This is a genomic window from Bradyrhizobium centrolobii, from assembly GCF_001641635.1.
Taxonomy (GTDB): domain Bacteria; phylum Pseudomonadota; class Alphaproteobacteria; order Rhizobiales; family Xanthobacteraceae; genus Bradyrhizobium; species Bradyrhizobium centrolobii.
This window is the reverse complement of the sequence record NZ_LUUB01000015.1, coordinates 1-12,752: the sequence shown is the minus strand read 5'-3', so window position 1 is coordinate 12,752 and position 12,752 is coordinate 1. Positions and strand designations below refer to the sequence as shown.

General features: G+C 62.2%; 11 protein-coding genes and 1 pseudogene. 10 read left to right on the top strand and 2 right to left on the bottom strand.

Translation table 11 applies throughout. The features are described from left to right. Nucleotides 1-6 precede the first annotated feature (6 nt). Nucleotides 7-164, top strand: a pseudogene (locus AYJ54_RS51860) (type 2 isopentenyl-diphosphate Delta-isomerase); the annotation flags it as partial. Between the two features lie 179 nt (nt 165-343). Next, entirely contained in the window at nt 344-934 is a 591-nt protein-coding gene (locus AYJ54_RS01735; RefSeq protein ID WP_063678713.1) for a hypothetical protein, read from the top strand. A 178-nt stretch (nt 935-1,112) separates the two neighbouring features. Here the strand turns inward: AYJ54_RS01735 and AYJ54_RS01730 are convergent, their stop codons facing one another. Then, the gene (locus AYJ54_RS01730; RefSeq protein WP_136623365.1) at nt 1,113-1,910 is read right to left on the bottom strand and encodes an IclR family transcriptional regulator; all 798 of its coding nucleotides are present in this window, start codon (nt 1,908-1,910) and stop codon (nt 1,113-1,115) included. A 189-nt stretch (nt 1,911-2,099) separates the two neighbouring features. On the opposite strand from AYJ54_RS01730, the gene AYJ54_RS01725 reads away from it, so the two are divergent. From AYJ54_RS01725 to AYJ54_RS01690, 8 genes are all read left to right on the top strand, one after another. Then, nucleotides 2,100-3,251 (top strand): ABC transporter substrate-binding protein, encoded by a 1,152-nt coding sequence (locus tag AYJ54_RS01725; protein ID WP_063678711.1) that lies wholly within the window; start codon nt 2,100-2,102, stop codon nt 3,249-3,251. Nucleotides 3,252-3,363: 112 nt separating this feature from the next. Then, nucleotides 3,364-4,368: a branched-chain amino acid ABC transporter permease gene (locus AYJ54_RS01720; protein ID WP_082905425.1), complete on the top strand. Its 1,005-nt coding sequence runs from the start codon at nt 3,364-3,366 to the stop codon at nt 4,366-4,368. Then, entirely contained in the window at nt 4,298-5,218 is a 921-nt protein-coding gene (locus tag AYJ54_RS01715) for a branched-chain amino acid ABC transporter permease (RefSeq protein WP_161491792.1), read from the top strand. The genes AYJ54_RS01720 and AYJ54_RS01715 overlap by 71 nt, the downstream gene beginning before the upstream one ends. After that, nucleotides 5,215-5,952, top strand: a complete 738-nt coding sequence (locus AYJ54_RS01710) for an ABC transporter ATP-binding protein (protein WP_063678709.1) — start codon at nt 5,215-5,217, stop codon at nt 5,950-5,952. The genes AYJ54_RS01715 and AYJ54_RS01710 overlap by 4 nt, the downstream gene beginning before the upstream one ends. Next, complete coding sequence (locus AYJ54_RS01705; protein ID WP_063696156.1) at nt 5,939-6,646, top strand: ABC transporter ATP-binding protein; 708 nt, start codon at nt 5,939-5,941, stop codon at nt 6,644-6,646. The genes AYJ54_RS01710 and AYJ54_RS01705 overlap by 14 nt, the downstream gene beginning before the upstream one ends. A 24-nt stretch (nt 6,647-6,670) precedes the next feature. Further along, complete coding sequence (locus AYJ54_RS01700) at nt 6,671-7,987, top strand: aspartate aminotransferase family protein (protein ID WP_063696155.1); 1,317 nt, start codon at nt 6,671-6,673, stop codon at nt 7,985-7,987. A gap of 92 nt (nt 7,988-8,079) precedes the next feature. Next, complete coding sequence (locus AYJ54_RS01695) at nt 8,080-9,747, top strand: hydantoinase B/oxoprolinase family protein (protein ID WP_063696154.1); 1,668 nt, start codon at nt 8,080-8,082, stop codon at nt 9,745-9,747. Nucleotides 9,748-9,752: 5 nt separating this feature from the next. Continuing rightward, nucleotides 9,753-11,813, top strand: coding sequence for a hydantoinase/oxoprolinase family protein (locus AYJ54_RS01690; RefSeq protein WP_063678706.1), 2,061 nt, complete (start codon nt 9,753-9,755; stop codon nt 11,811-11,813). Nucleotides 11,814-11,849: 36 nt separating this feature from the next. On the opposite strand, the gene AYJ54_RS01685 is transcribed toward AYJ54_RS01690, so the two are convergent. Continuing rightward, on the bottom strand, nt 11,850-12,752 hold a 903-nt coding region (locus AYJ54_RS01685), incomplete at its 5' end, for an IS701 family transposase (RefSeq protein ID WP_063696119.1).

Sequence of the window (12,752 nt, the reverse complement as noted above, 5' to 3'; positions counted from 1 at the left end):
CGCGCGCTGCCGTCGGTCCGATCCGACGCAACGCCGTCGCCCGATGCGACGGATGGAGCGAGCATGAGCGACACCGCCCTAAGCCGGCGCAAGGACGACCGTCTGGACATCGTGCTGGATCGGCGAACGGCGCCAGCCACGGTCGCCGCAGCTGGGAGTACATAACGCCGCCGCGGTGAGGCAGAACCGGCCCGACGCGCATCCCTTCGCGAATATTGTCTCGGGGTCGTACAACACGACGAGAACCAGAAACCGAGGGTCATGCGTAAGACGTCGCTTACGTGGATCGCGCTGTCATTTCGGAAGGACGATGGAGCCGAAGTGGCGGACGAGACGTCGTCGAGTGCGACAGCGCGACGGATTACTCCGACTCCTGCAGCGGATCGTCGACGAGGTCGGTGCGACGGCGATGCGCGAGCTCCTGCGTGCAAGGGCCGAAGCCGCCCGCCGCGAGGGAGAGGTGCGCCAGAAGAGGGAGGAACTGAGTCGGCGCGCGAAGTCGGAGACAATCGATCGTGCGGTCTTGAGCGACGAAGCGGAAGCGCTGCGGAACGAATTGAAGGCAGCGAACATCCAGGCGGCACCGCTGTGCGATCTCATCGACGTGCGCGAGGGATTGGAGGAGTGGCGCAATGCGGTCGAGGCCGTCCGCAACGCGCGCGAGGCGATGATCCTGATGGAGGGCGGCCGCTATCTGGACGCGGTACGCGTGCAACGAAGACCGCCTTTATTGCGACGATCGGCTGACCTATGCGCGCCCACAGGTCATCGCTCCATTGACTTGAAGGCAGAGGAAAGCCTCCTACATCTGCGCAGCACGCTTATGATAGGAGGTCGCCTTGACCCACATTTTGAGCCTGCCGGAAACACCCTATCGCAGGGGATAACCACAGCTTCCCGGTCACCGGATGCGCGGCGGCAAGAAGCGATTTGATGTGGGAGTCAAGTTTATCATGGGCAGCGAGTCTTAGGTCAGTTTCGTACCCTCTTACCATCTCGGCGAGGGTCACCTCGGCATCTGTATCGGTTCGTAGGTCTTTCCCGTAAGGGGCAAACTATCAGCGCCGATCAGCGCGCATTGATGCGGCGAGAAATGCGATGCTCGCGCGCGATCATTTCGCAGCGACATCCTTTGATTTTAGCTTCTCGCCTATGGAGAGCGATTTTCCCAACACGTCGGCCACGTTGCGCAGCGCCGTCAAACGATCCGGAAGCTGCTCGTTCATAATCCGCTGCAACGGCCCCGTCATTCCCAGAGCATAAAACACGCGGCGGTCGGACAGGAAAATCGGAACCGCAATTGCGGCCAGGCCCTCGTCGATTTCGCCGATGCACGTCGCATGGCCTCGGCTCCTGACCGTGGCGAGCTCCTGTTCGATCCACTTCCGGTCATTGCGTGTGTTGGCCGTGAGGAGGGGCAGGTCGCCCGACGTCGCTTCGGCCAATACGGCCTTGCTTTGATAAGCGATGATCGCCTTGGCCGTTGCGGCTGCGTGCACCGGCATCTCGATTCCGGGCTGCACGTAGCTTCGCCAGCGCACGTCCGGTGAGATGGAAATCGCAACGACAACGCGCGCGCCGATGAGGCGTGTCAAATAGCAGGTCTCGGAGGTGGCGTCCGTGAGCTCCTGTAAATGTGCCCGCGCCAGTGCGGCGATCCATCCGTCGTCAGCGGTTGCATGCAAGAGGCGCAGCAAGCGGTCGCCCAACTGATAGGCCCGGCCACCGACACTGTCCTTCGCAAGTCCCGCTCGCACCAGACCCTTGAGCAGGCGGTGTGCAGATGTCTTCGGAAGATCAAGCAGCGAGGAAACGTCTGCCAAAGTCAGAACCCCAGGGAAGGTCGCCACGAGCTCCAGAACCTGCATGTATCGGTCGAGCGGGCCCACTGCTTCATCGAATTTTGCCACTCTAATCCTCCTCGCGTGAAAACTTTATCCATGCACGCGCCTCTCCCGCCGCTTGACTCGGCGAGCCCGAGCAGACTAGTTTTACGCAATACCGGAATAATGTTCCGGAAAACGGAACGAAAGTCAATAGCGATTGCAGGGAGCAGCCGCCGTGGTGCTGCCCCTCGGGGAAGCGTCACGAGGCACATCATGAAGATGACGAGGCAGGAGTTTCTGAAAGCGTTACTTGCGGCAACCGCGATGCCGTGGGTGGCAGCCGCACGCGCCGAGCAGGGAAGTCCGATCATCGTGGGCGCCACGGTGCCGATGACCGGACCGCTGTCGCTCACCGGCAAGCAGTATCACAACTCCCTGATGATGGCCGAAGAGGACATCAACAAGGCCGGCGGAATTAACGGGCGCAGCCTCAAGATCGTTTTCGAGGACACGCAGGCCTCCAACAGCACGGCGGTGAATGCGTTCGTCAAGCTCGCACAGGAAACCAAGCCGTCGCTGTTCTTCCTGTCGAGCTATTCAACACAGAATCTGGCGGTGGCGCCGGAGCTGAAGAAGGTGCAGGTGCCGGCCTTCTATGCTGGTGGGGCAGATGTCGTGGCCGAAGGTGGCGACGAATGGATGTTCCGCGTGCGGCCGGCCGACAGCGTCTCGGCCGAAGGCATGGTGCAGTGTGCGCTCAATGTGCTGAAGGCCAAAAAACCCGGCATTCTCTACATCCAGAACGACTTTGGCCAAGGCGGCGCCCAGACTGCTGCCGAGCGTTTCGAGGCCGCCGGCGTGAGCGTGGTGGGCACGGGCGCCTATGGTCAGAACGACAAGGATTTTTCGGCGCAACTGCTCGGTCTACGCGGCAAAGGCATCGACGTCCTTCTCATCTTCAACTACCCGCAGGACGGTGCGCTCGTGCTTCGTCAGGCGAAGATGCTCGGCCTCAAGATGCCGCTGGTCACATCTTCGGCAGCATTGGTGCCGGCGGCACTACAACTCCTGTCGGCAGCCGATCTCGACGGTGTCTGGGGCGTTGTCGACACCTTCATCGATCCATCGGTTGGCGGGCGCATGCAGGATTTCGTCGAGCGCTTCAAAGCGAAATTCGGCACCGACCCGGATCCCTACGGGCTCGCCTATTACGATGGTGCGATGTTGGCAGCTGAGGGCCTGCGCAAGGTCGGTACCGATCCCAAAGCACTACGGGACTGGTTCGCAGCCGTGAAAGGCTGGCAGGGCATCGGTCATTTCTATTCCTACGATGCCAAGGGCAACGGCGTCTTCGATCTGGCTGTGGTGAAGTCCAAAGTCGGGACCAAATCGCTGGAGTTGGTTCAGGCCATCAAGCTGAACTGACCCGCCGACTGGCGACGCTCGCGTTCCGCGCTCGGACCATCCAGCGATGCAGGATCTCTGCCCCAAAATGGCTGGGCGCTGACAGACCGGCCTGCAAGAAGATCAGGACGACATGACGGATCTCATCCAACTGCTCATCAACGGACTGGCTATCGGCAGCGTCTATGCGCTCGCCGCGATCGGCTTCGTTATCGTCTACTCCGCGACAGGCGTGGTGAATTTCGCTGCCGGGCAGTTCGTGATGTTCGGCACTTTCGCAGGCGTCGCCATGCTACTCAATGCACAATTGCCCTGGCCAGTGGGCTACGGCGCTGCCCTGCTTGCGATGGCACTGTTCGGAGTTCTGTTTTTTGCGGTGCTATACCTGCCGCTGCGCACCAGTCCGGTGGTGACAATCATCATTGGTACGGTCGCGATCGGCATTACCATGCAGAACGCGGCGCTGCTAGCGTTCGGCTCTTGGCCGTTCCGACTGCCGTCGCCGGTAGAAGGAGTGAATTTCATAATTGCAGGCGCAACGATTTCTGCCCATGCGGTTGCTGTGGTGATTGTCACGGCTTTGATGGTTGCGCTGCTGTGGCTCCTGTTCTTCCGCACCTCACTCGGCATCGGGATGCGCGCCGTGGCGCAGGATATCAAAGCTGCCCGGCTGATGGGCCTTAAGGTCAATCGTCTGCTTGCGCTATCTTGGATCCTCGCTGCACTGCTCGCAGGCGTCGCCGGCTTGATGCTCGGACCGATGTGGTTCGCAGACACCAGCATGGGGGATCCCATCGCGCTCAAGGCGTTCGCAGCCACAATCATTGGCGGCTTCGGGGGCTATTGTCGGCGGCCTGTTCGTTGGCCTCAGCGAAGTTCTGGGCGCATCCTACATCTCCTCCGCTTACAAGGACCTGATCTCCTTCGGAATCATGATCTTGTTCCTGCTGGTGCGCCCGCAGGGTGTGTTCGGCGAACGCATTCAGGACCGGGGCTGATCGATGTCGATACGCTTTCCGCTCCTGCTCGGCGCCTTCATTTTGATCGCAGGTCTCGGCCTGTCGATGATGTTGGCCGACTACCACCTTCGGCTGCTCAATCTTGCCGTGATTTCGGCAATCGCCGTCATCGGGCTTAACTTTGCCTTCGGTTATGCCGGGTTGATCTCGCTCGGTCATGCGGCTTTCGTCGGGGCGGGCGCCTACGGCGTTGCGCTGCTGACCACGCTGTTGGCGTGGTCACCATGGCTAGCGCTGCCCGCCGCGGTTGCCGGCACGGCGCTCTTAGCCATGTTGATCGGCGTTCCGCTCCTGCGGCTGAAAGGCCACTATCTCGCGCTGGCAACGCTCGGGTTCAACGTCTGCTTCTCCATTGTCGCCGCCAACTGGATCGAGGTGACCGGTGGTACCAACGGCATCTCTCGCATTCCCGAGCTGCAAATTGCCGGCCACGCACTGGGCAATGAGCGCAGCTACCTGTGGTTCGCTCTGGTGGTGTTGGCGGCTTCCGCCACTGTGGCCGCGCTCATTCATGCCTCACGCCATGGGCGGGCGATGATCGCGGTACGCGATGACGAGACGGCCTCGTCCATGACGGGCATCGACGTCCCCAGGGCCAAGCTCGCCGCCTTCCTCCTTTCGTCAGTCTATGCGGCCGTGGCCGGAGGCCTGTTCGCCTGCCACATGCGCTTCATTTCGCCTGAAGATTTCAATTATGCGCACTCCATCACTTACCTCGCGATGCTGGTGGTCGGCGGCGAAGGATCGATCGTGGGCGCCATTCTGGGCGCGCTGCTCGTGACTTTTCTACCGGAATGGCTGCGCTTCCTCGGCTCCGCCTATCTCGCGTTCTTTGGTCTTTTTGTCCTTGCCATTCTCATCTTCTTACCTTCAGGCCTTGCTGGGATTCGCCGGCCGGCCAGCTTCAGCCGCGACGGGCGTATAAAGACGTTGGCGTTGGTCGGTGCCTCAAGGGAGGCGCGCCAATGAGCCTGCTGCAGGCCACAGAAGTCGCCAAGCGCTACGGCGGGCTTGCCGCACTCTCGGACGTCGACCTGTCGGTCGGGGAGGGCGAATTCGTCGCTGTCATCGGCCCAAACGGCGCCGGCAAATCGACGCTGCTCAACGTCCTTACCGGACTTGTTTTGCCTGATGGGGGCAGAGTGTTGCTCGACGGATGGGACATGACGCGCGCCGCTACGCACAAGCGGGTTCGCGGCGGCCTCGGGCGCACCTTTCAGCACGGCCGTCCGTTCGCGAGATTGAGCGTGCTCGAAAACGTCATGACCGGCGCGGCCATCCAAAGTGGCCGCAGCGAGTTGGACCTGCGCGAGCGGGCCATGGCAGTGCTCGATCAGATGGGGCTTGCGGCGGACGCGCAAGCACCGATCGAATCCCTATCCTATGGTCACCGGCGCATGGTCGAGATGTGCCGGGCGCTCGCCTGCGAGCCCCGCGTGCTGCTGCTCGACGAGCCTGCCGCCGGACTCAATTCCGCCGAGGTTGATCAGCTGGTCGACCGGCTCACGGAATTGAGGGGTAAGCACCGGATCGCCATCGTTCTGATCGAACACAACATGGGGATGGTGATGCGCCTAGCGGAGCGGATCATGGTGCTGAACTTCGGCTGCAAGATCGCCGAGGGCACGCCATCTGAGATCCAGAGCGATCCCGCAGTGCTGTCGGCCTATCTCGGCGAAGGTTATCGTCATGCTGGCGTGTAACGATCTGACGGTCGCCTATGGCGACATCGTCGCGCTGCAGGGCGTGACGCTGGAGGTGGGCCGGGGCGAGACGGTCGCCCTTATTGGTGCCAACGGAGCTGGCAAGACCACGCTGCTGCACGCGATCTCGGGCCTGAATCCGGTCAGGTCGGGCGACATCGTATTCGAAGGCACGTCGGTGGCGCGGCTCGCCAGCGACCGCCGCGTCGAGCTCGGCATCTCCCAGGCGCCCGAAGGACGGCGGATCTTTCCCGGCCTGACTGTGGAGGAGAACCTCACGCTTGCCACGGTGAATTGGCGGCGCTGGCGCCAGCCGATTGGCGACGATCTCGCACGGGCGTTCGACCTTTTTCCACGCCTGAAGGAGCGTCGCCGGCAGCTCGGCTGGTCTCTGTCTGGAGGTGAGCAGCAGATGCTGGCAATCGGGCGGGCGCTGATGGCCCGGCCGCGTTTGCTCCTGCTCGACGAGCCTTCGCTTGGGCTCGCACCTCGTTTGGCAGAAGAGGTCTACGAACGCGTCAGACAGATCGCTGACAGTGGGCTCACGATTTTGGTCGTGGAGCAGAATACGGTCCTGGCATTGTCGGTGGCAGACCGAGCTTATGTGCTGGAAACGGGCCGCATCGCTCTTCAGGGTACCGCCGATGACCTCAAGCAGAACACGCGGGTCCGCGAAGCTTATCTCGGACGCTAATCTTTCGGACGAGGAAACAAGAAGATGTATCCTGACATGACTTCAAAGTCGAAAGCACTCTATGATCGCGCTCTGACAAGCCTACCGGGCGGCAACACCCGCACCACGGTGTTCATGAAGCCTTATCCGATCTACGCCGCGCGTGGAGCGGGGTGCCGGGTTTGGGATGTTGACGGCAATGAACTGATCGATTGCATCAACAATTTCACCTCGCTGATTCATGGTCACGCCCATCCGGCGCTGATCCAGTCGGCGACGCGGCAGTTCGCGCTCGGTTCTGCCTTCGGAATGCCGACGGAGTCAGAGATCGACCTTGCCGAGCTACTTGCCGCGCGGCTGCCGTCAGTCGACCAGGTCCGGTTTGCCAACTCCGGCACGGAAGCCGTGATGATGGCGCTGAAAGCGGCGCGTGCGTTTACTGGGCGCCCGAAGATCGCCAAGTGCGAGGGCGCCTACCACGGTTCCTACGATTATGCCGAGGTCAGTCTCGATCCGAAGCCGGCAGACTGGGGCAGCAACGCGCCAGTCTCAGTTGCCTATGCCAAAGGTACACCGGACAAGGTGCTGGCCGACGTCGTAACGATTCCCTTCAACGATATCGATGGCGCCGTCAGCCTGATCCGGGAGCATGGTCGCGATCTCGCCTGTGTGCTGGTCGATCCGATGCCGAACCGCGCAGGCCTCATACCCGCCGACAAGGCCTATCTCGAAGCGCTGCGTCAAGCGACGCGCGAGGTCGGTGCGCTGCTGGTCTTCGATGAGGTGATATCCTTCCGTCTCGGCTATCACGGCGCCCAGGGAATATGGGACATTGATCCTGATCTCACCACGCTTGGCAAGATCATCGGCGGCGGGTTTCCGGTCGGCGCAATCGCCGGCAAGAAGGAGGTCATGGCCGTCTTCGATCCGCGCCATGGCAAGCCGGCGTTACCTCATGGCGGTACGTTCTCGGCCAACCCGATCACGATGCGGGCCGGGCTGGCAGCTATGGAGCTCTTGGATCAGAGCGCATTCGCACGGCTGGATGCGATCGGCGAGGCGGTACGAAAGGGCATCAACGACGCATTCCGTCGCCATGGCGTACCGGGCAGCGCGGTCGGTCTTGGATCGCTCTTGAAATTGCACTTCGCCGAGCGCCCGATCCGCGACTATCGCTCGGCGTACATGACCGAAGGCGAGACCAAACGACAAGGTGTGTTCAATCTCGCGTTTCTCAACCGCGGCATTCTCGCCGCCGGCTACGGGTTGATGGCGCTGTCGCTGCCGATGACGGACGCAGATATCGAGAGCATCGTCCGCGCGGCCTCGGATGCTCTGGCGCAGGTTGCGTCACAAACCTGACGCGCCCATGAGTCTTGAAGTTGGTAAGTCTCGCGTGGGGCCATTAGGGTCATCACGCCGCGAAACACTATTTGTCTGAAACAGGTGCGAGAATGGCCCACAAGGTTGATCCCATTACGCGGTCCGTCGTTCAGCATCGGTTGACCTCGATCGTTGCGGAAATGGGCGAGGCGATGCTTCGCACATCCTATTCCCAAATCCTCAACTCGAGCCGAGACTTCTCGTTAGCGATCTGCGACGTCCAGTCCCGCCTGATCGCCCAGGCCGACCACATTCCGGTCCATGTCGGCGCGCTGCCCTGGGCGACGCGGGCGGTGGAGGAGCGCTTCAAGGGTGTCGCGCCCGGCGACGTCATCCTGATGAATGATCCCTATCACGGCGGCAGCCATTTGCCCGACCTGACCGCATTCGTGCCGGTCTTTGACGGCGGCCGACGGCTGTTCTGGAGTATCGTACGCGCGCACCAGAGCGATATCGGCGGCGCAACGCATGGCGCCTACAACCCCGCCGCTACCGAAATCTGGCAGGAGGGGCTGCGCATCCCGCCAATCAAGCTCTACGAGGCTGGCCGGCTGCGCGAGGACATTCTAGACATGTTGGCACTGAATGTGCGCAACGCTCACGATTTCCGCGGTGATCTTGCCGCCATGATTGGAGCGGCGCACATGGGCGAGCGGCGGATGGGGCGGCTGTTCGCCGAATTTGGCGCGCCAGTGGTCGGAGCCGCGATCGAATCCATCCTCGATGCCGCCGAACAGCAGACGCGCGCGGTGGTCTCGACCTGGAAGGATGGCGTGTTCTACGGTGAAGCCTTCCTTGATGACGACGGTCACGGCCGCAGCGACATCCGGATCGCGGCCAAGGTTACGAAGTCAGGCGACCAGATCGAGGTCGATCTGTCGGGGTCAGACCCGCAGAGCACGAGCTTTGTCAATTCGTCGCACGCCAACATGCATGCAGCAGTCGTGATGGCCTTTGCCTATCTGATCGACGCCGAAATTCCCAAGAACGCTGGCGCGCTGCGGCCGCTCACCGTCGTTGCCAAGCAGGGCACGATTGTATGGGCGGATCCCGGTCGGCCAGTGACGCTGTGTACCAGCCATCCATCCAACGAGATCGTGGAGGCGGTGGTCAAGGCGTTGTCAGGATCTTGTCCGGATCGAGCCATGGGTGGCTGGAGCCGACGCTTCCGCATCGCGGTGCAGGGCGAGGATCCTCGCGACGGGCGCGGCTTCATCTGGCATATGTTTCAGGCGCGCCCTGGCGGTGGCGCTTCTTCTCGCGGTGATGGCTGGTCGTCGATCGGCGAATGGCACACGGTCGGTGGCCTCAAGTTCGGCAGCATCGAGGTTGCGGAGGCGCGCTTCCCCCTTCACTTCCGTCATCATGAATATCGGCCCAATTCCGGCGGCGATGGTCAATTCCGAGGCGGTCTGGGCGTAAACCTCGATCTCGTCTTCGAAACCGAGAAGCCGGCGCTTGGCAACACCGCAGGTGATGGTGCCCGGCATGGCGCGTGCGGCATGCTGGGCGGCAAGGACTTGGCGCCGCATCACTACCGCCTGGTGTCGGCCGGTCGGCCGCCGCGCGTGCTGCGAACCAAAGAGGTCGGAATTGAAATCCACCCGGGAGATTGCCTCGAAGTGCGCTCCGCCGGTGGCGGAGGATGGGGCCCACCCGAGCGACGCACGCAGCAGGCCCGTCAGCGCGATGAGGAGCAGGGTCTCGTAACTCCAGACGCAACGACAGAAGTGGTTTAGTAAAGATGTTGACGATTGGCATTGATGTTGGCGGCACGTTCACCGATCTGGTCGCGATCGACGCGACCGGACGTACCGTGTTCGCGAAATCTCCTTCCACGCCGCAGGACCAGTCGATCGGCGTGATGAACGGGCTCAACGAGCTCGCGCAGCGCCTCGACATGCCGCGCGCCGATATGTTGGTGGCGACGCAGCGGCTGGTGCATGGCACCACGGTCGCGACGAACGCGCTGCTCGAACGCAAAGGCGCGAAAGTCGCGCTGCTGACCACGCAGGGACACCGTGACGTCATTGAGATGCGTGAGGGATTGAAGGGCAATCGGTACGATCTACGGACCCCGCCGCCGGAGCCGCTGGTGCCGCGCGAACTGCGCTTCGGCGTTCGCGAGCGGCTGCGGCCGAACGGCGACGTGCTCCTGCCGCTCGACGATGGTTCGCTCGGCGAGGCCATCGAGTTGATCCGCGCCTCTGGCGCCACTTCGGTCGCGATCTGCTTCCTGCATGCTTATCGTAATCCGTCCCATGAGATCGCGGCAGCAGAGCGGCTTGCACGCGAGCTGCCCGGAGTGAGTGTGTCGCGCTCCAGTGACGTGTTGCCACAGATCAAAGAGTACGAGCGCGTCTCCACCACGATTGTGAATGCCTATGTCGGTCCTGCCGTGCGGCACTATCTGACGCGGCTCGAGCGGCGCTTGGCCGAGGCGGGGTTCGCGGGGAGCTTGTTCATCATTCTCTCCCATGGCGGCATGGCGCCGGTCGAGGAGGCGGGGCGTCTCGCGGCGGCGACCGTGCTGTCGGGGCCTGCGGGCGGCATCTCCGGTTCCCGCCGCTGTGCGGAGCTGCTGGCGCTGCCGGATCTGGTGCCCTTCGACATGGGCGGAACGAGCACCGATATCTCCTTGATCGCGGACAGACGCGCGACGCTGTCGGCTGACGGCGGGTTGGCGGACCAGCGCATCGCGCTGCGCAGTCTGGACATCGCCAGCATCGCGGCGGGCGGGGGCTCTATCGCCAGTGTTGATGCCGGCGGCATCATTCGCGTCGGGCCCGAAAGTGCCGGCGCGATGCCGGGCCCAGCCTCTTATGGCAACGGCGGTACAGAGCCGACCGTGACCGATGCAAATATCTTGTTGGGTTATCTCGATGCGGCGGCATTCATGGGCGGACGGCGTCCACTCGATCGGGCCGCGGCGGAGGCGGCAATCGATCGCCTCGCAGCTACGCTCGGTGTGACACGCATCGAGGCCGCTGCCGGAATCTATCGACTGGTCAATCTCAAAATGGCCGACGGCATCCGGCTGATGACCTTGCGGCGTGGCGTCGATCCGCGGAAGTTCGCGCTCCTAAGCTTCGGTGGCGCCGCAGGTCTGCACGCTGCCGAGGTAGCGCGCGAGCTCGACATCAAGCGGATCATAGTGCCTACGGCCGCCTCGGTGCTGTCGGCCTGGGGTATGCTGACCAGCGACCTGCGTTACGAGGTGAGCCGCACTCATTTTGAGGCAGGCACCCGTACGACCGCCTCAGACATTCGCGAGATTTTCGCTGATCTGGAGGAGCAAGCTGCCAAGCGGTTGCGCAGCTGGTTTGATGGGCCGGTCGTGACCGAACGCTCCGCCGAAATGCGGTATGGAGAGCAGGTGTTCGAGGTCGACGTACCGCTCAGCGACGTCAACCTCACCGCGCCAGCGCTGGTCGCTGAGGTCGAAGAGCGCTTTCATCGTCGCCATGAGGAACTTTACACCTACGCCTCCCGCGATCAGGAAGTCGTGTTCGTCAATGCGCGGGTCGCTGCTGTTGGTGCGGTTCCTCGAAGTGAGGGAGTCAACACGCCGACGCCGGCGACCGAGCCAAGCGCGCCGCCTGCAAGCAAACGGCAGGCCTTCTTTGGCACTTGGTGTGAGGTTCCGGTCTACGCGCTGGAAAAATTGCGTCCAGGCCATGTGCTGGAGGGCCCAGCGATCATCGAGGCCGAGACGACGACGGTCGTCATCAACCGCGACGATCGTGCAATGGTCAATGCGTTGGGATGGCTCGATATTGAGCTCGGGATTTGCAAAGAGGACTAGCACTACTTTGGCAGAAGCTATTTGCGCCACTGTTTTTCAAGGATTTGTTTTCGGCAGTATGGGCACCGCTGAGACGGCGGCCGAAGGATGAGATCGACGATGGCGTGACGTACGGCGGGCATGGTTGGCTGAGGCGGAGGTCCGTTGATTCTTTTTTTTCCGCCCCGCGTGTGCGAGGCGACGATGCTGCAGGAAGGCGTAGGCAATCATTGTCATCAGGGCGTGGCGATGAAGACCCTGCCATGATCGCCCCTCGAAGTGATCAAGTCCGAGCTCCTCCTTCAACTGCTGATGCGCCTGCTCACAAATCCATCTTGCCTTGATGGTGGCAGCTAGTGTGCGCAGATCCGTCGCCGCAGGGAGATTGGCAAGATAGTATTTCTTCTCCCCTGAGGCACGTTGCTCGCCAATGAGCCAAGCTTCGTCGCCCGGGAGATGCTGCTGACCCTTATCCCAAATCCGCTGAGGAGGGCCGTCGGCGGTGCGGACACGGAGAGCAGCAAATCGGGCTTTCAGCCGACCTTTCGTCCCGCTGCGCCAGCTCACGGCTTTCCATTTGGCGCTGGCCAGCATTTGTTCTGCCGCAATCGATAAGACATCGGGCACGTGGTGCTTTCGTGGTTTCCCGCGGACCTTGGTAATCGGCCAAACGAGCTTCACATCGACCGGATACACCTTCAGGTGCCGAGGGATGCCGACAGCCCAGGCCAGCCCGCGCTCTGTTAGCCCTTGTCGAAATGGTGCGCTAAGTCCGTATCCTGCATCCGCCAGCACACATCCAAAGCGCACGTTGGCTGCCGTCGCGCGGTCAATCTCGGCCAAGGCAATTTCCGGCTTGGACCGTGGCGTTCGGTGTTCGACTGGCACGCGAGCGCGCTTCAAACGAGACACGTCGCTTGTCCAACTGTCAGGCAGAAAGAGACGTAACGCGACCATCAC